This window comes from Niastella koreensis GR20-10 (assembly GCF_000246855.1).
Taxonomy (GTDB): Bacteria; Bacteroidota; Bacteroidia; order Chitinophagales; family Chitinophagaceae; genus Niastella; species Niastella koreensis.
Genome location: NC_016609.1, coordinates 8,995,258 through 9,014,421, shown reverse-complemented (window position 1 = coordinate 9,014,421; position 19,164 = coordinate 8,995,258). Strand labels below are relative to the sequence as shown.

The window sequence follows — 19,164 nt, the reverse complement described above, 5'->3', positions numbered from 1 at the left end:
TTTATAACTTAACTGCTTATTTAGAAGCGGTACCCTGACCTTTCTTATACGCGTCTACACCACACTCCAGCCACTGCGCAAATTCCTTTGCGCTGGGGGTATAGCCTTTTGTTTTAGTTAGAATTACCTGATCGGGACTAATGATGGCATATTGCGGTTGCGCCACTGCATCAAAGTTCACCGACTGAAAGGTAGCCCATAAGTCGCCTACCGTTATGATGTTTTTCTTCGTCTTTGTTTTCTTATTATCGTACTCGAACTGTTGTGCAGCGGGTAATTGTCTCCGCTCATCTACATACAGCGATACAATAACGAATTTGTCCTTTATCAGTTCGCCCACCTTCGCATCGGTCCAAACGTTTTCTTCCATGCGGCGGCAGTTTACGCAGGCCCAGCCGGTAAAATCAAGCAACACGGGTTTGCCTTCTTTTTTAGCCCGCGCCAGCGCTTCCTGGTAGTCATTGCGTAAAGGTTCTATTCCCTTCTCAACATTCACCGGCTTTTTATACAGGCTATAACTAAGCGGTGGCGGAAAACCACTGATCAAACTCAGGTTAGCGCTGTGCGTATTGGTTAAACCAGGAAGAATATAGAGTGTAGCTGCACTAAACAATACAATAAATGCAATCCTTGTTTTACTGAACTTCTTAACAGGACCATCGTGCGGGAATTTGATCTTACCCAACAGGTACAACACGATACAAATGCCCACGATCACCCATATTCCAATAAATACTTCTCTTTTTAAAATACCCCATTGTTTTACCAGGTCGGCGTTTGATAAAAACTTCACGGCCATGGCCAGCTCCAGGAAGCCCAATACCACTTTTACACTGCCTAACCAGCCACCCGCCTTGGGTAATGATTGTAACCAACCGGGGAACATGGCAAATAAAGCGAATGGCAGGGCCAGGGCGAGGCCAAAACCTGCCAACCCTACTGTTAATGGCCACGCACCTTCAGCGGCCGTACCGGCCAGTAATGAGCCCAGGATGGGCCCTGTACAGGAGAAAGAAACTATCGACAGGGTCATTGCCATAAAGAAGATACCTCCCAGGCTGCTCATGCCCGAGCGTGAATCGATCTTATTGGCAAGCCCGCTGGGTAAACCAATTTCAAAATAGCCAAAGAACGAAATGGCAAAGAACACGAAAATGAGGAAGAAGAAGATGTTCAGCCAGATGTTCGTACTGATGTTATTAAGTATTTCAGGATTCACGCCACTTACCAGGTGGAAGGGTATACTCAACAACACATAGATCAGGAAAATAGAGAGCCCATACATAAGCGCGTTGGTCACTCCTTTCTTTCTGTCTTTCGATTGTTTGGTAAAGAATGAAACCGTTAACGGGATCAGCGGGAACACGCAGGGCGTGAACAATGCGATAAACCCACCCAGCATACCCAGGAAGAAGATGCTGAGCATGCCTTTGCCGCCGGTGCTGTCATCGCCACAACCGCTTACGGGGTGTTTAAGATCAAAGGTTTTCACATCTATCGTGGGTCTTGCATCTATCCCGCCTTCAAGCGGTACAGAAAATGCGTAGGCGTTTAATGGATAGAACTCATCCTTCTTTCCATAGGTGTAGCGAAATGTACCTAACAATTTCGCAGGCACATCGCCCGCAAAAGTTACGGTTGCAGTAAAAGAAGCTTTGCCTTCGTATGTCTTAAAAGAAGCATTGTCAAAAAGTGGATTTTTGAACGGTTTGCTGTCACCCGCTTCCTTAAAAGGTTTTGTTATTTGAATGGATGAATCGGCCAATTCCAGTTGTGAAGCCGGCACATCGCTGATAACTTCATTGGGGCCGTATAATTGCCATTTAGGGCTGCCGGGAGTTGTGAAAGTTAATTCGTATACTTTATCCTGGATTTTTTTACCGGTTACTTCCCATTGATACGCCGTTGAATCCTGCGCCTTAACCACGGTGGAGTTAATAAAAAGCAACATTATTAAACTCCATACAAAATGTTTCATAAAACAGATACTGGTTGAATTTAAAAAACAAACGAGCTCTTAAAGATAAGAACCCGTTTATATCATTTGTAAACTATATTATCCAGATTTAGCCACCGATGGCAACTGAGAAAGTTGTTTCTGATGGTGGTAAGCATTTTTCATCGTTACAAACCATATACTCTACTTTACCTGCCACGTTGGTTTTTGCAGCACTTTTTGCCTTAACCACCTGTATAAATTCAACCTTGTTTTCGTAGTATCTTACTTTTCCACCCCAAACTTCTTCGTCTTTTGTGATCAATTTGCCGGTTTCTTTTGGCTGTCCATCCAATGTTACCAATGGATTCTTGGTGAAAGTAAAGGCAGTAGGTATAGGTCCATCTACCCCTACATTTTGAGAATAAATATGCCAGTTGCCACCGACAGTAGCTGTCGCGTGCACTTCATACGTCTTATCGGCTATTTTCTTTGAAGAAAAAGTCCATTTAACCTGGGTACTGGATTGTGCAAATGACACCGCACTTATCATCATTACCAAAAGCGAGAGCAGAGTTACCTTCATGTTGTTTTTGTTTACTTATTAAAACAGTTTACCTGCTCCAAAAGTCTAAGAAATTATCTTAATAATTTTCTAAAAATTTACCAGCGCAGCTTTTTGATTGGCAACGGCGTTGGCCCCAATGAGCAATGACTGTAAAACAATATGACCGTCGGTATTTCCTAAAGATTCATTTGTAGCTCTTTCGGGGTGTGGCATCATGCCAAACACATTGCGTCCATCATTACATATTCCAGCGATATTGCGAATGGCGCCATTTGGATTGCTCAGTTGAGTTACCTCGCCATTCTCGTTGCAATAACGATATATTACCTGGTTGTTTTTCTCCAGTTTGTCTAATGTAGCTTCATCGGCAAAATATCTTCCTTCGCCATGGGCGATTGGTATTTTCAGTGCTTTGTCGGACCCTACGCCTTTAATGTATACGTTTTTGCAAATAAACTGTTGATTGGCATTGCGTAATAATGCTCCGGGCAATAAATGCGCTTCACATAAGATCTGAAAACCATTACAAACCCCCAGCACTTTGCCGCCTTTATTGGCAAACTCGATCACGCTTTGCATAATGGGGCTGAACCGGGCAACGGCGCCGGTGCGCAGGTAATCCCCATAAGAAAAACCACCTGGCAGTACAATACAGTCGTCTGTAGTGAATAGGCTGAGGTCTTTTTCTTTATGCCATAACATGATTACTTCCTGATTCAGATCATTTTGCAGGGCATCCTGCATATCGCGATCGCAATTGGAACCGGGGAAAACTACAACACCAAATTTCATCTGGTAATATTTATTGTTTTAAGCGAGTTTTTCTAAAAGTAAGGTGCAAAGATAACATGTTTCCAGGTGAAAGGCTAAAGCTGAAAGCCTAAAGTAAATACACCTTTTATGCTGCCTTGCTTTAAGCTTTGGGCTTTAGGCTTTTAGCCTGCTTTTTAAGGGATCGTTAGTCATTAACTATCAATATTTTAACTAAATATCAAACAAGCCAGTAATTAAGATAGATGGCATACCCAAACAGGATCCAGTGAATGATCATGGGCAGGCGGCGGGAATGGAGGTAAAAATAGCCGGCGGCATGAAAGGCGGTGATGGGCACCGAACACAACATCCAGCTGATGTAATTATTGCCGCCATCGGCCATAATAATCAGCATGGCCATAATCAGGTACAGCAGCAACAGGCTCCAGCTTTTTCGTACATGGATGTACATTTTGTTGAGGTTGGCCTGTACGTAATACCCCCCGATCATAAAAGGTACGATCAACAGGGTAATGCTGATGGTGGTATTTATGGAGGATGGAATGGCAGGCAAACCGATGCTGAAAACCGGTTTTATCTTGTTCCAGTCCCATTTGTTGCCGAGGTACAGCACCAGCGCCAGAAAATAGTACGGCATGGTAATGCCCAGCACATTGATGGCCCACTCCCTCAGGCGGAAGGGCCGCATAATGAACAGGGCCAGCAGGACCAGCAGCACAAATACCACCGCTGGCTTGTATAATAACGAAACAATCCCTATTTGTACCCCTATAGCAAAGATCACCGGTCCGGGTCTTTGAACAGTGGGCAGGGTGGTCATGCGGTAAAAGATCCAGATGAGGAAGGTATTGGCCAGCAGCGGGGCCGAAAAATGATTCCACTCTACAAAAAGCGAAGTGGTGAGCATATGCGCCATGGCCGGCAGGTAATTGGGCCGGGGCAACAGCTTCTGGTCGTTACAAATGCGATTGAATAAAAGCGCCTGGCCGTACAGCAGCAAAAAGGTGATGAGGATGTATATCACATCCGGTATATGCATAGGTTTTAACCACTGCAGAAGCCAGTTGTATAAGAAATGATCTTCCGGTTGTTGTATTGGACCGGCAGGGTGCAGAAAGCAATTAAATTTCAGGATTAAACCATAAACCAGCAATAACAGGATATTGCTGGAGGTTTTTTGCTTGAATATTCCTGTCACTCAAACAATAATTTAAAATTCAATTTTAGCGAACGTAAGATAGTTTCTGTATTGACAGGGAACGAGTATGGTATTGGCGCTTATTTGCTTACCCAGCCTGGGCATGAATTCCACACCTCTCTCCAGGTTTTTCAGCGTTGGGTGCCTGGTTATTTTGCCCTCGGCATCAACACTATGATCGTTCAGCAATAAGGTTCTGCGTTCGTATAAATTAAATAAAAAATGCAACTCGCCGCCGGTATTCATCAGCGTATGCGATACCAGGGCATCCGTTTCATCGTCGAACTGCGTTTTGGAGATCACATTGCTCCATTGCAGCATTTGATCTTTATCGAACGACAGCACCATGATGTTCTCTGCATGGTAACGGGTAGCAGCCGAGCCTCCATACCTGTTCCAGGGCGACCGCCAGGGGCTATAATAGGGCGACCAGTAATTATAGTCGAGCGGCGACGACCAGGGGTTATTCCAACCCAGGTAATCCCACCTATTAAACGTACCACCGCGGGTTGTAGTATACATTGATTCTGCGGTAAGTATGTACCCGCCATCGCGTTTTACGATAACATCACTAATGAAATAGTCGTTAAAGGCAATGCGCAGGTTGGCATCGGGCCCCTTGGCCTGTTTACGCAGATCGTCGTTGAAGGTAAGCATTTGCTCTTTGAGCACCGAATCGGCCGTTTTGTCCCAGATCACTGTATACAACCCTTCTACATTGCCCCGCTTTTGTTTATAGTACAGGGCCGAAAAAACATAACGCCTGTTAGTATTATCAATTTTCACCTTTACTTCATCCAGCACCCGTTCGTCTTTCCGGTCAAGATCGCGGACGGTGAACTTCTCCTCCCCCGCCTTTTTAATAACCAGCTCCAGGTTAGTGATATAATCGCTCCCGTTCTTTCGCACAAATTTGCCAAACACCATATCACCATCATTATCCAACAGGAAGTCAGTAAAAAAATCGTTCCGTTCTTCCATGTTCATGCTCATGTGATGCCTGGTTTGCAATTGCATTTCGTTATTGTACAGCAGGGTGGTGAACAGGAAATTTTTGGGATTCTTGTTATTGATCTTGAACACCATGATCTTTTGCTTATCGTCGCTGAACACGGTGGTGTATAATTTATTGCTGGCAGCCCAGCCAATGCGGGTAGTATCCAGTTCTACAGGCTCAGAGAGGCGCTTGGCATTGGCATCGAGTTTAACCGCCATGCAATACACAATACTTCTGCGTTGAAACTGGTAGATCATCCATACGTGATCGGTGTACGGCACAAAGTCAACATTGATCCAACGGTCATCTAACGCATCTACCTTTACCCGGTCCATTAATTTCATATCCTGGTTATAAACGCTGATGGCGTTCTCGTTCCGGTTATTTTTAAAAACCAGGATATTCTGACCTATTTTCCCAATGATCTCAAAATCTGTACGACGGCTATCTTCCCTTTCTGCTTCGGAATAGGTGATCTTCTGAGCGGTACCGATTGAGGAGAAAGCAACCAGCAACAGCGCTACCAGGAACGCCTGTCGCCCGATTTTTTCGCAATATTTCGTCATGATGGTGCAATACATGTTATTTGCCAATTTACTGATTGTTAGACGGCTGCCCAAACTTTCAATATAAATTTAAGCATTCATTTTTCCTGATTCAATAGCAACCCAAAGTGCATAAATTTCGTCGCTATAATGATTTGACGACATAAAACCATGGAGAATTAATTTTTTTACGTATACCTTTGTACCAGCGCGCCCCGGGTTACTAACCCGGGGTTCTATTATTTTAACAAAAAACCCTTTGATAACGGGATAAGCGACACTACCGTGGGCAAATTAACTAATAAAGTAACAGTAGCTACCTTACTTATTGCGTTAGGAATCATTTATGGGGATATCGGAACTTCTCCATTGTACGTACTAACAGCAATTACAGGTGGCCGGACAATAGATGAAAGATTGATTCTGGGTTCATTGTCCTGCATCATCTGGACACTCACCCTGCAAACCACTCTCAAATACGTTGTGCTTACCCTGAAAGCGGATAACCGCGGTGAAGGGGGCATTTTTTCGTTATACGCACTGGTACGCAGGCAAAGAAGATGGCTGGTAATACCTGCCATGCTGGGGGGCGCCGCCCTGCTGGCCGATGGTATGATCACCCCGCCCATTTCGGTTACCTCCGCCATCGAGGGTTTACGCAACATCAAGTACCTGGGTCATATTGAAGATAATACCATTGTATATATTGTTATTGCCATCTTAAGCGTACTGTTCTTTCTGCAACAGTTTGGTACGGCCAGCATAGGTAAAATGTTCGGTCCCATTATGTTCTGCTGGTTTTGTATGCTGGCGATCCTGGGCGCCTCGCACCTGTTAGATGACATGCATATTTTCAGAGCGCTTAGCCCTTACTATGCAATAGACCTGCTGGCTAATTATCCCAAGGGTTTCTGGCTGTTAGGGGCCGTATTCCTTTGTACCACAGGGGCCGAAGCCCTGTACAGCGACCTGGGTCACTGCGGCCGGGCCAACATCCGGTACTCCTGGATATTTGTAAAAACCGCCCTTATTCTGAACTACCTGGGCCAGGGCGCCTTCCTGCTTTCAAACTACCATAACAAGGTTATAACCCATGAAATGATCAGTGCCGGGTTCAACCCGTTCTACGCTATAATGCCGCACTGGTTTTTGATCCCGGGCGTTTTAATTTCCACCGCTGCGGCCATTATTGCGAGCCAGGCCCTGGTGAGCGGGTCGTTTACGCTTATCAGTGAAGCCATGCGATTGAACCTGTGGCCTAAACTGAAGATCAACTACCCCACCGAAGAACGTGGCCAGCTTTACATTCCCGGCATTAACATGCTGTTGTTTGTAGGTTGCGTGGGCATGGTACTATACTTTAAGAAATCTTCGAATATGGATGCGGCTTATGGTTTGGCCATCACTATCTGTATGCTGGCCACTACCATCCTGTTTGCCAACTTTTTGGTAAGCCGCCGGGCCAAACCCATGTGGATTTATATGTTCCTGATCGTTTACTTCACCCTGGAACTGTCGTTCCTGTTCGCCAACCTTGAGAAATTCCCGCATGGTGGTTTTGTAACCCTGCTGGTCGGCGGCGGGCTGTTTTTTGTGATGTACATCTGGTACCGCAGCCGTAAGATCAAGAACCGGTATGTGGAGTTTGTAAGGCTGGAACATTATATCCCGCAGATCCAGGAATTAAGTAACGACAAAACCGTACCTAAGTACGCCACCCACCTGGTATACCTTACCAGCGCCAATAACCCCAAGGAAATTGAGCATAAGATCATTTATTCCATCCTGAATAAAAAGCCCAAACGGGCCGATATCTATTGGTTTGTACACGTTGATACACTCGACGACCCGTATACCTGCGAGTATTCGGTTGAACACATCATCCCCAACGACATCATCAGGGTTGAATTCCGTTTAGGGTTCAGAATGGAGCCTAAGATCAACCTCATGTTCCGTAAAGTGGTGGCCGACCTGGTTGCCAATAAAGAGGTGAATATTACCAGCCGGTACGAAAGCCTGGAACGGAACAATGTAGTGGGCGACTTCCAGTTTATTGTAATGGAAAAATACCTGAGCCAGGATATTGAACTTCCTTTCTTCGAGAAAATGATCATGCGTTTGTATTTCATGGTGAAGGAATACAGTTTGTCGGAAGAACGCGGTTTTGGTTTGGATGTGAGCAACGTAACCATCGAAAAATTCCCGCTTATTGTGGCGCCGGTACCCAACCTGAGCCTGAAACGGGTTTACCATGGGGATGAAAGCCTATAGCAAGGTTCAAGACACAAGTTTCAAGGCACAAGGCTTATACAAATGAGCCCTGAAACCTGTAACTTGTATTTGAAACCAAACTAGCTTTTGCCTACGTTCGTTTACTATATTGTTGGAAGTCTGCTGCTATTAAGCATAGTAGCCTATTTCATCCAGGACCGGTTTATCTTCAAACCCGAAAAGTTACCAGCCGATTTTCAGTTCAAATACGATGTGCCGTTCAATGAATTAAATTTCGATGTATCGCCGGGCGTACGCATCAATGGCCTGCATTTTTACCGTCCGGAACCAAAGGGACTGATCCTGTATTTTCATGGCAATACCCGCAGTATAAAAGGCTGGGCTAAGTATGCCCGTGATTTTTACCGCTACGATTACGATGTGGTGCTGGTTGATTACCGCGGCTTTGGCAAAAGCACCGGCAAACGCAGTGAAAAGGACATGCTGAACGATATGCAGTTTGTTTATAATACTTTAACTGGCAAGTATCCCGAACACCACATCATTGTTTATGGCCGCAGCATTGGCAGCGGGTTTGCCACCAAAGTCGCTTCAGACAACAACCCACGCTACCTTATTCTCGATTCGCCGTATTATAATTTCCGTATTGTAGTAAAACGTTTCCTGCCCATTTTGCCCGTTAACTGGGTTTTACGGTACCAGCTGCGCACCGATAAATGGATCCGCCATGTAAACTGCCACACCTACATCATTCATGGCACCCGCGACCGGTTGATCCCCATCAGGCACAGCGAAAAACTCCAGGCCATCAATCCCAATAAGATCACCCTCATCCGCATCGTTGGCGGCCGCCATAACAACCTGCCCTCCTTTCCCGAGTATCATAATTTTATCAGGGATATTTTAAAATACTAACCCTTCGACTCCGCTCAGGATTGTTATCTTGCAGCCCTGTTATGAATAAGAAGATCCTCTTTCGCTGGCTTAAAGTACTCATTCTCATATATTGTATTATTGGGATTGTGGTTTATTACGGGCAGGATAAGATCCTGTTCCATCCGCAGGAAATAACCCGGCAGTCGCAATACAGTTTTCCCTACCCGTTTAAGGAGGTGAACCTGCCTTACACGGAGAAATCAAACATCAACATCATTCAGTTTACGGCCAACCAGCCGCAACCCAAAGGCGTGGTGTTGTACTTTCATGGTAATAAAGAAAACATTACCCATTATGCGAAGGCCGCGCCCGATTTTACCAGCCGGGGTTATGAGGTGTGGATGATCGACTATCCCGGTTTTGGCAAAAGCACCGGCGACTTCACCGAAAAGAATTTATACGACTGGGCATTGGTATTTTACAAACTGGCGCAGGCAAAATATGCAAAGGACAGCATTATTATTTACGGCAAATCAATGGGCACCGGCATTGCCGCCCAGCTGGCCACCCTGCGCGATTGTAAAACATTGATCCTGGAATCGCCGTATTACAGCTTTCCTTCCCTTATTGGTAACTGGCTGCCTGTTTACCCGGTAAACAATATGATTAAGTTTAAAATTCCTACCTGGCAATACCTGCAGGAGATCACCAACCCGGTAGTGATTTTTCATGGCACCAGCGACAACACCATTCCCATTCGCAATTGCAACCGGCTAAAGCAATATTTAAAGCCGCAGGATGTATTTGTTACCATTGATGGCGGACATCATAACGACCTGCCAACTTTCCCGGTTTATAAGCAGAAGCTTGATTCACTGTTGAAATGATGAATATTGAATGTTGAAAATCGAATGTCGAAGTAAATACATGTTTTACACTTCAACATTGGACATTGGATATTCGATATTCGACATTTTTCGGCTATATAGGTACCACGTTAAGGTCCTTATTCAACTTTATCTTATCAGGGATCGCGTTTATGATCTCTTCTTTCAGCGCTTCTATCAGGCGCTTTTTTACAAAATCACGGTGCACTACAATGCTCACCTCGCGCATGGGCGCGGGCTTTTTAAAATGCCTGATGAGTTGCAGCTGACGGGCAGTCATATCGAGCGTAGTAAGTTCGGGCAGAATAGTAATGCCATCGTTTAGTTCCACCATCCGGCGCAGGGTTTCAATACTGCCGGCCTCGTATTCGAAATGGGTGCCCATTTCACTGGCCCGGCGTAGTTCGCACAGGTTTACAATTTGTGAGCGAAAACAATGCCCTTCTTCCAGCAACCATAATTTCTCGGGGTCGATGTCCTGTGGCAACACATATGTTTTTTTATACGCTGTATTCTTGCGCGACACATAGGCCAGCAACTCTTCATAAAACAACACATGCTCCTTGATACCGTTTTCCTGCAGCGGCGTTACCAGAATGCCCACATCGATGCGGCCTTCACGCAGGCGGGTAACAATGTACTCCGTCATCAGTTCCTGTACCACCAGTTTTATATGCGGGTATTTTTTGTAGAAACTCTGAATGAACAGCGGGAGTAAATAAGGGGCCAGGGTGGGTATAATACCAATGCGTAGCTCGCCGGTAAGAATACCCTTTTTGGCTTGCACCATTTCGTTGATCACGTTCTTTTCCGACAAAATGCGGCGTGCCTGCTCAATGATCTCCACGCCTATTTCGGTAGGCACAACAGGTTGTTTACTACGATCGAAGAGTTTTACGCCCAATTCTTCTTCCAGCTTTTGCACCTGCATGCTTAAGGTAGGCTGGGTAACAAAACAATGCTCGGCAGCGGTGGCAAAATGCCGGTAAGTGTCTACTGCTACCACGTATTCCAACTGTACAAAGGTCATAATAGATTTTCTCTATGGTTCTATAATATCAATCAATTTGACTTATGCGCCAAAATTATAGAACTTTATGGAAGCAATCTAATCTTTCATTCAACAGCAGCACAGGAGAAAATTATAGCTTGGAACAGTTGACGAATAAAGGGTGTGTCCCATCATGGCGGGGCGCACCTTTTTTGTAATGTTGAATATTGAACGTTGCTGCCACAACCACTTCCATCGCCACCGTGGCTGGCATTGTAGGTAAAATCAAAACTCAGGTCTGCCATAAAGTTGCTTACTTTTCCATTCATATGTTCCCAAAATGGAAGCGTACCAAATAATCCGATCAGCATCAGTCCATCGGAAAAACCGTTGATGGCCTCATAGCCCCTGGTGGCAAAATCACTCACTACTTTATCTTCATATAGCATATTCATATGCTGTCTTACTCCACTGGCATAGTCGGCCTTTTTAAACATGAATGCTTTCCGGGAAAGTTTTCGCATTACAATTGAGCAAACAATCAGCAGGAAGATCATTTGTATGATCAGGAAGCCCACCGGTTTGTCATTGAGCATTCCCTGAATAATCCGGGCAGTTCCTACCAGGAGGGGCAGCGCCAGCTGGCGGAGCAAGCAATACACCCCAACGCGGCCTTCCTTCCCCATCTACTCTATCAACTTCCTGGTCAACTCGTTCACTGGTCAACCCGTCAACTTGTTAACGTGTCAACGAGTCAACGTGTCAACGTGTCAACCTATCAACACCGTCTTCGACTTCCCCACCTTCAATTTATAACCAACCCCCACTTTCAGCGCATAGTTCTCTTTTTCATGACTCACGGGAAAACCAAAACAAACCGGATAATCGTACTCCTTCACTATATCTCGAATGATCTCATATACATTTTGCCCGAATGGCCGCTCGGTATCCTTGGTATCGCTAAACCCGCCGATGATCAGTCCTGCCAGTTTGTCGAGCTTGCCGCTGCGTTTTAACTGATGCATCATCCGATCGATATTGTACAGGTATTCGCCCACATCTTCCAGGAACAATATTCTTCCCTTTGTTTTTATATCGGAAGGCGTACCCACCATATGCGCCAGCATGGCCAGGTTACCCCCAACCAGTTCGCCAATACCCTCACCCTTCCGGTTAAACTCATGGCCGGGCACTTCATACTTAATATTTTTGCCTTCCATCACGTTTTTCAACGATTGCACATACCCGTTCCTGTAACCATCGTTGTTAAAGGCGCCGGCCATTGGTGCGTGCATGGTAGCAATCTCAAAATTTGTATAAATATGGGAAAGCAGAACGGTTATATCGCTAAACCCTATTATCCATTTAGGGTGTTTCTTAAATTTCCTGAAACTAATGTGATCGATGATGCGGCTTAGTCCATATCCTCCCCGGGCACACAATACCGCATTCACGGAATCGTCGTCGAGGATCTGTTGAAAATTTATCAATCGTTCCTCGTCGGTACCTGAGAAGTAATTGGTGGAATGGCTGCCAACCGTAGTGCCCACTTTTACCTTATAGCCCCATTCTTTTAATACATCGATACAGGTTTGCGCTTTTTCTAAGGACATATACCCTGAAGGACAAACCAATGCTATTGTATCACCCGGCTTTAAATAAGGAGGAACTTTTACCATTGTTGTAATTATTACGAATGCGCAAAAATAAGCAAACCATTTTACCCTTAAATTTCCTGCAGCATTACCTCTTCATTAGAAACGGTAAACCGGTGTTTTACCCCGCATTTTAACGCATAATTGTTCCGCTGGTGGCCAACGGGGAAGTCGAAGCAGACGGGATATTTGTATTCTTTCACTTTCTCCAGCACAATATCCTCAATGTTTCGCCCAAACTCCTCACCGGGATCATCGGGTTTTATCTTGAACCCGCCCACGATCAGTCCGGCCAGTTTTTCCAGCTTCCCGGTACGTTTCAGGTTCCAGAACATGCGGTCTATACTGTACAGGTATTCGCCGGTATCTTCTACAAACAGGATCTTGTTGGCGGTGTGCAGGTCAGACTTTGTGCCGGCCAGCGTTTCAATCAATTTAAGGTTACCGCCCACCAATGCGCCCTCGGCCTTACCCGGTTTATTCAGGGGATTTACCGGCGTGGTATACTTCATTTTTTGCCCGGTAAGGGCTTGTTTTATCGACAGGATGGTTTCAATTTGAATGGGTTCGGCTTTATTCCAGTCGTCGGGAAAACTGTTGCACATTTTGGAGTGGAGGGAAGCAATGCCGTAATTCCGGTTCAGGTGACAGTGCAACACGGTAATGTCGCTAAAGCCGATGATCCACTTGGGATGTTCAATCAGTTTGGAAAAATTCAATTTATCTATGATGCGAACAAAGCCATAGCCCCCACGGGCACACATAATGGCTTTTACCTTGGGGTCGTCGAGCATTTGCTGAAAATCGCGCGCCCGTTCTTCATCGGTTCCGCCAAAAGTAAAATCCTGTTTTCCCACGGTGTCCCCTACCTTGATATTAAACCCCCACTCTATCATCTGCAGCATGGCGGGTTGTATTTCGGGCTGGGTAATAAATCCGGCCGGACAGGTAATACCGATGGTATCGCCGGGTTTTAAATAACGGGGTAAAATGGCCGCCGGGGCGTCGTCATCTCCCTCATTATTCCACACAGACCAGCCGGGTAAGGGCAAACCGGCCACCAGGAAAGAAGATAAAAAATGCTTACGGTTCATGTACTGAATATGATATTTAAATATACCGGAAAGTTCTATGAGACAACAATTCTAAATATTATTTTTACTGCCATGTACGTTCGTCTTATTCAGGCAGTGTTTATTACCATAGCCTTTGTAGGCTGGATAGTTTATCAAATGGCTGTTCGTAAAAAACGCTTTTCTGAAATTTCTAACGACATTTTGGCTATTGTGTTTTTTGCAGCCGTTTGGATTGGTCTTTGTTACTGGCTGCTTAAATAGCATTTTACTGAATTTTCCTTTTTTCCCAACCTTTTCAACCTACTGTTTCGTCTTAATATAGGGGGCCTGCAAAAAACCCTTTACCAATTGCACTGGAATACTATTATACAAGGCTGTAAACAACAAAACCCGCAAAGCCAGGAGGAACTGTATCGCGCTTGCCATGCCGGTATGTTCAAACTGTGCATTCGTTATGCAACGGACCTGGATGAAGCAGCGGCCATCTTCAACGAAGCCATGTTGAAAGTGTTTAAAACCTTGCAACAATTTGAAGGCCGGGGCGATTTTATGGGCTGGGTTCGGCGCATTGTTGTAAATACCTGCATCGATCATTGCCGGCGGCAGGCAAAATTCACCCATAGCTCTATTGACCAGGTGCCCGATGAGCGTTTTTCACTTAACCCCGACATTTACGAACGGCTTTCGGCCCGGGATGTCATGGGCCTGCTGCAGGAACTGCCCCGGAACACCGCCCTGGTTTTTAACCTGTTTGTACTGGATGGTTATAAACATGAAGAAATAGGACAATTGCTGGGTATTTCAGGCGGTACCTCAAAATGGCACCTGAACGAAGCACGCCGCCTGCTGAAACACAAACTGGAAAATCTGTTGAAAAAAGAAATCTACTCCAATGTTATCTGACAACCAACATATCGATGATTTTTTCCGCCAAAAGGAAGAAGCGTTTTCGCCAGATAACCTTCCTGTAGAAGCGAACTGGCAGCAATTTAAAACCCAATTGAACAAACCTGGTGGTGACCCTGGCAAATTTCCCCCTGGCAATACGCACATCACCCGGTCACTGGGTCTATGGATAATTGCGGTAGTAGTACTGCTTGTAGCCATCAATCCGTTCAGGCATGGTAAGAAGAAAATAACTACACCCACTAAAAAACAAACAACGGTAGTTAAAAATACAACCCGGCAGGCAAGTACGAACACCGACTCCAATTATCGGCCTGCCATTAAGTATAAGCCACTTGACCTGTCTGATACCATAAGTGAATTGTCGTTTCAACCAACAGCAGCCCGGAACAAAGTTCCTGTACATGAACAGGGCCCAATACTCATTAGCGCGGTACCTGCCGCCCCGGTTGTATCCAATAAGGGAAATGATACGGTAGAAAGCTCAAGCCCCGATGCCACCCAACTACTGCAATCATTCTTTCAACAACTGGAAAAACCAACACAGGAGTTTTATATCAACACCGATCGCGATACTACCCTGGTAGCTAAGGAAGGCACGCGGTTGTTTGTTCCTGCCCATACGTTAATAAACAAAGCAGGACCGGTAAAAATTATAGTGCGCGAATATTATAAGTATGAAGACATCATAGCCGCCAAACTAACTACCACCTCAAACGGCCAACAGTTGATCACAGGTGGTATGGTGCATATAAGCGCCGAACAGGATGGCCAGCCTGTTGTTATAGCTCCGCAAAAAGCCATCACCGTCAATATACCCACCAACAATTATGACGATAGCATGCAATTGTTTGCCGGTCAGGAACAACCGCAGACTAATGAAAACAGTACCAATCTGAACTGGCTGCCGGTGGGTCCGTTACATAATAACCTCAATTTCCATGACAACCCAAAAGGCTATGAACTAAACCTGAAAAAAGTAGAACCTTATAACGTAAGTTATGGTAAAAAAACAACGGCCAGGTTTTATGTGTCGCGTGGTATAGACATTCCTAAATCAGAATTAACGGACCGGTTAAAAGAACGCTTTGGCAGTTATTATGATGTAATAAAAATAAAACGCGCTCCCAAAAGGACATATAAAAACGAACAACTTGTAATTGACTCCATACCGGTGTATGATACGGTTAAGGTTGTACGTATAAAAAATACCGGAGAATCGGATAGTGCCAGGTATGACAGGGAGCTAAAGGAAGATTCCTTTTATAACGCACAGCAATCAAGATTAGCCCAAACCTATAGTTTTACAATCAGCAATTTTGGCTGGTTCAATTGCGACAGGTTCATGAACGATCCCCGGCCCAAAGTAAATGTTACTGTGAACATCGATAAAGGTGCAACCGCCGGCAATCATGTTTGTTTACTGGTATTTACAAAAAATAAATCTATAGTCCAGGGCGTTTATTGGAGCGGCCAGAAAGATTATTTTCCACAGGTACCTGCTGGTGAATCAGCTATATTGGTAACCGTTGCAGTAACCGCCGACAAAGTAGTATCGAACATACACCCTTTTACCACCTCTGATACTCTTATAAGCGACCTGATTTTTACCCCTACCACTCCTGAGCAATTCAAACAAAAACTACAACCGCTTATCTCCTCTCAAAAACAATAATCTAAAAACACAGTCATGAAACAATTAGTATTGATCTGCCTGCTGGCAGGTTACCACCCTTGCTTTGCCCAAAATGTAGGCTTGAAAGAATTATTGCAGGTAATGGAAGCCCCTTCGGTTGAATGGGTGGGCCAGTACCTGTCGCCCATGGGTTACTTTGCAGAATATGCTAAGATCGATGGGTTAGTGAGCAAAGCAAAATGGAGTTTTAAAACAGGTAAAACACCCGATGCCCCAACAATGGCCGAACTGTACCAGGTAAACGACCCATCGGGGCTGAAACTGGTGTACACCACCAGCAATGCTTCTTTTTATACCAACATAGTAAACCAGGTGGCCCTTTACAACTTCCAGTTTAAACAGGCCACTCCCGAAAATGAGCAGGTAAAACTGTATTTCAACAACCCCACCTATCAGCTGCAATTGGAAATGGTGCCCGATGCCCGGCAGGAGAAATTGTACACCATCACGCTTCGACCTATAAACAGCTCCCAAACCAGTAATTCCCGGCCAGGCTCAAAGATCAGCCAAACCTGGCTGCGTTTCGACAAGATGGGAGTGGTTAATCAGTAATTAGTTATTTTTGCAATCCCCTGTCACCCGCCTTATCCGCCAACCGGCAGAGACGGCGGGCGCCAGGGCAGATAGTCAAGAATTCTAAAGACGATTAACAAAATGAGCAATTTTAAGCGCTATTTAGTCACAGCGGCCCTGCCGTACGCCAATGGTCCGGTGCATATCGGTCACCTGGCAGGCTGCTATTTACCGGCTGATATTTACGTGCGTTACCAACGGGCGCAGAAAAGAGATATCAAATTCATTGGTGGCAGTGATGAACATGGGGTTCCTATTACCATCCGCGCCATGAAAGAAGGCGTTAGCCCGCAACAGATTGTAGATAAGTACCATGCCCAGATCAAGGAAAGCTTTGAACAAATGGGCATTTCTTTCGATATCTATTCCCGCACCAGCAACCCCGTTCACCACGAAACGGCAGCTGCTTTTTTCAAAAAGCTGTACGACGACGGGTTGTTTGAGGAAAAAGAGACCGAACAATTCTATGATGAAAAAACCAATACGTTCCTGGCCGACCGCTATATTACCGGCACCTGTCCTATTTGTGCCAACCCCAATGCATATGGCGATCAGTGCGAACGTTGCGGTTCTTCATTAAGCCCCGAACAATTGATCCATCCGCGTAGCACCCTCAGCGATGCCGTGCCGGTAAAACGGAAAACCAAACACTGGTATTTCCCCCTGCAGAACTATGAGGAATGGCTGAAAGGCTGGATCCTGGAAGGACATACCGAATGGAAGAACAACGTATACGGTCAGTGTAAAAGCTGGCTCGACAGTGGCCTGCAAAGCCGCGCCATGACGCGCGACAGCAGCTGGGGGGTAAAAGTGCCCCTGCCCGATACCGAAGGCAAAGTCCTGTACGTATGGTTCGACGCACCCATCGGCTATATTTCCGCCACCAAGGAATTAACCGAAGAATGGGCCGATTACTGGTGCAAGGAAGACACCAAACTGGTTCACTTTATTGGAAAGGATAATATCGTTTTCCACTGTATTATTTTCCCGGCGATGTTAAAAGCGCACGGCGGATTTGTACTGCCCGATAATGTGCCCGCCAACGAATTCCTGAACATTGAAGGCGATAAAGTAAGCACCAGCCGCAACTGGGCGGTTTGGGTGCACGAATACATAAAAGATTTTCCTGGTTGTGAAGATATGTTACGATATGTTTTGTGTGCCAACGCGCCGGAAACGAAAGACAATGACTTTACCTGGAAAGATTTTCAGGCAAGGGTAAAAGGCGAGTTGAGTGATGTTTTCGGAAACTTCGAGAACCGGGCATTGGTACTCATGCATAAATTGTGTGGGGGCAAGGTGCCACCTTTGCATGCAGATATAATGGATGACGCGGACAAAACCTTGTTGGCCGAATTTGAAGTTGCCAAAGCAAAAGTAGAAGAGAATATTGAGGCCTTCAAGTTCCGCGATGCATTATCCGAGGTAATCGACCTGGCGAGAAAAGGCAATAAATACATGCAGGAAAAAGAACCCTGGATTGTTGCCAAACGCCTGGAACAAGATCCTGAAGCACAAAAACTGATCGATAATTGCATACATATTTGTTTACAGCTGACCGCTAACCTGGCGATCCTGATCAATCCGTTTCTACCCAGCACTGCCAAAAAAATGCTGCACAAAATGAAGGTGGTGGAAAAAATGCTGGATTGGGAGAACGCGGGTAAAACAAAATTGCTGAGTGTGGGTTATAGCTTACGGGCGCCTGAATTGCTGTTCCGTAAAATTGAAGATGCCGAGATTGAAGCACAGGTTACCAAATTAAAAGCAGGTCTGGTTAAACCAGCGCAACCAACCGAAGCACAAAAGGAAGCCATCAAAGCAGTCGACGCACAACCTGATGCATTGAAAGAACAGATCGTGTACGACGATTTCGCCAAACTCGATCTTCGGGTAGGCACCATTGTGGCTGCGGAAAAAGTGCCAAAGGCCGACAAGCTGTTAAAGCTGCAGGTTGACCTGGGTTTTGAAACCCGTACCATTGTATCGGGTATTGCCGAGCATTTTCAACCCGAAAACATCACCGGCAAACAGGTGGTGGTGGTAGCCAACCTGGCGCCCCGCAAAATGCGTGGTATTGAAAGCAATGGCATGATATTGATGGCGGAAGACAAAGCAGGCAAACTGCATTTTGTAAACCCCATCGATGCTATCGACAACGGTTCTTCAGTGAGTTAAATAGTTTATTCACCATTGTGCCCCACTTGTTTTGCGCAATGGCAAAGCAAGTGGGTTCTTTATTTAAATACTAGTT

16 protein-coding genes are annotated in these 19,164 nt (G+C 45.4%); 7 read left to right on the top strand and 9 right to left on the bottom strand.

The features are described 5' to 3' along the window. Positions 1-16: 16 nt before the first annotated feature. The 5 genes from NIAKO_RS36165 to NIAKO_RS36145 form a co-directional block, all read right to left on the bottom strand. Positions 17-1,978 (bottom strand): protein-disulfide reductase DsbD family protein, encoded by a 1,962-nt coding sequence (locus NIAKO_RS36165; RefSeq protein WP_014223475.1) that lies wholly within the window; start codon positions 1,976-1,978, stop codon positions 17-19. A gap of 88 nt (positions 1,979-2,066) precedes the next feature. Continuing rightward, positions 2,067-2,522, bottom strand: a complete 456-nt coding sequence (locus NIAKO_RS36160; RefSeq protein WP_014223474.1) for a protein-disulfide reductase DsbD domain-containing protein — start codon at positions 2,520-2,522, stop codon at positions 2,067-2,069. Positions 2,523-2,591: 69 nt separating this feature from the next. Then, entirely contained in the window at positions 2,592-3,296 is a 705-nt protein-coding gene (gene purQ, locus NIAKO_RS36155) for a phosphoribosylformylglycinamidine synthase subunit PurQ (protein ID WP_014223473.1), read from the bottom strand. Positions 3,297-3,495: 199 nt separating this feature from the next. Then, positions 3,496-4,476 (bottom strand): hypothetical protein, encoded by a 981-nt coding sequence (locus tag NIAKO_RS36150; protein ID WP_014223472.1) that lies wholly within the window; start codon positions 4,474-4,476, stop codon positions 3,496-3,498. A 12-nt stretch (positions 4,477-4,488) separates the two neighbouring features. Then, positions 4,489-6,039, bottom strand: a complete 1,551-nt coding sequence (locus NIAKO_RS36145) for a hypothetical protein (protein ID WP_041347705.1) — start codon at positions 6,037-6,039, stop codon at positions 4,489-4,491. A 264-nt stretch (positions 6,040-6,303) separates the two neighbouring features. Between NIAKO_RS36145 and NIAKO_RS36140 the strand changes: the two genes are divergently transcribed. The 3 genes from NIAKO_RS36140 to NIAKO_RS36130 all read left to right on the top strand — a co-directional run bounded on the left by NIAKO_RS36140 (position 6,304) and on the right by NIAKO_RS36130 (position 10,013). Further along, positions 6,304-8,289, top strand: a complete 1,986-nt coding sequence (locus NIAKO_RS36140) for a KUP/HAK/KT family potassium transporter (protein ID WP_014223470.1) — start codon at positions 6,304-6,306, stop codon at positions 8,287-8,289. An 87-nt stretch (positions 8,290-8,376) separates the two neighbouring features. Then, on the top strand, positions 8,377-9,165 hold the full coding sequence (locus NIAKO_RS36135; protein WP_014223469.1) for an alpha/beta hydrolase: 789 nt from the start codon (positions 8,377-8,379) through the stop codon (positions 9,163-9,165). A 41-nt stretch (positions 9,166-9,206) separates the two neighbouring features. Then, entirely contained in the window at positions 9,207-10,013 is an 807-nt protein-coding gene (locus tag NIAKO_RS36130) for an alpha/beta hydrolase (protein WP_014223468.1), read from the top strand. A gap of 94 nt (positions 10,014-10,107) precedes the next feature. On the opposite strand, the gene NIAKO_RS36125 is transcribed toward NIAKO_RS36130, so the two are convergent. From NIAKO_RS36125 to NIAKO_RS36110, 4 genes are all read right to left on the bottom strand, one after another. After that, on the bottom strand, positions 10,108-11,043 hold the full coding sequence (locus tag NIAKO_RS36125; RefSeq protein WP_014223467.1) for a hydrogen peroxide-inducible genes activator: 936 nt from the start codon (positions 11,041-11,043) through the stop codon (positions 10,108-10,110). A 152-nt stretch (positions 11,044-11,195) separates the two neighbouring features. Then, a complete protein-coding gene (locus NIAKO_RS36120) occupies positions 11,196-11,690 on the bottom strand; it encodes a hypothetical protein (protein WP_041347703.1) in 495 nt (164 codons plus the stop codon). A gap of 84 nt (positions 11,691-11,774) precedes the next feature. Further along, positions 11,775-12,683 (bottom strand): S66 peptidase family protein, encoded by a 909-nt coding sequence (locus NIAKO_RS36115; RefSeq protein WP_014223466.1) that lies wholly within the window; start codon positions 12,681-12,683, stop codon positions 11,775-11,777. A gap of 47 nt (positions 12,684-12,730) precedes the next feature. Continuing rightward, positions 12,731-13,753 (bottom strand): S66 peptidase family protein, encoded by a 1,023-nt coding sequence (locus NIAKO_RS36110; RefSeq protein ID WP_014223465.1) that lies wholly within the window; start codon positions 13,751-13,753, stop codon positions 12,731-12,733. A gap of 330 nt (positions 13,754-14,083) precedes the next feature. Here NIAKO_RS36110 and NIAKO_RS36100 point away from each other — a divergent pair, with 330 nt between their 5' ends. The 4 genes from NIAKO_RS36100 (at position 14,084) to metG (ending at position 19,088) form a co-directional block, all read left to right on the top strand. Then, entirely contained in the window at positions 14,084-14,638 is a 555-nt protein-coding gene (locus tag NIAKO_RS36100; protein WP_014223463.1) for an RNA polymerase sigma factor, read from the top strand. Then, the gene (locus NIAKO_RS36095) at positions 14,628-16,316 is read left to right on the top strand and encodes a hypothetical protein (protein ID WP_014223462.1); all 1,689 of its coding nucleotides are present in this window, start codon (positions 14,628-14,630) and stop codon (positions 16,314-16,316) included. Before NIAKO_RS36100 ends, NIAKO_RS36095 begins: the two co-directional genes overlap by 11 nt. Positions 16,317-16,331: 15 nt before the next feature. After that, positions 16,332-16,889 (top strand): hypothetical protein, encoded by a 558-nt coding sequence (locus NIAKO_RS36090; protein ID WP_014223461.1) that lies wholly within the window; start codon positions 16,332-16,334, stop codon positions 16,887-16,889. Between the two features lie 102 nt (positions 16,890-16,991). Then, the gene (metG, locus tag NIAKO_RS36085; protein ID WP_014223460.1) at positions 16,992-19,088 is read left to right on the top strand and encodes a methionine--tRNA ligase; all 2,097 of its coding nucleotides are present in this window, start codon (positions 16,992-16,994) and stop codon (positions 19,086-19,088) included. Positions 19,089-19,164: the final 76 nt, after the last annotated feature.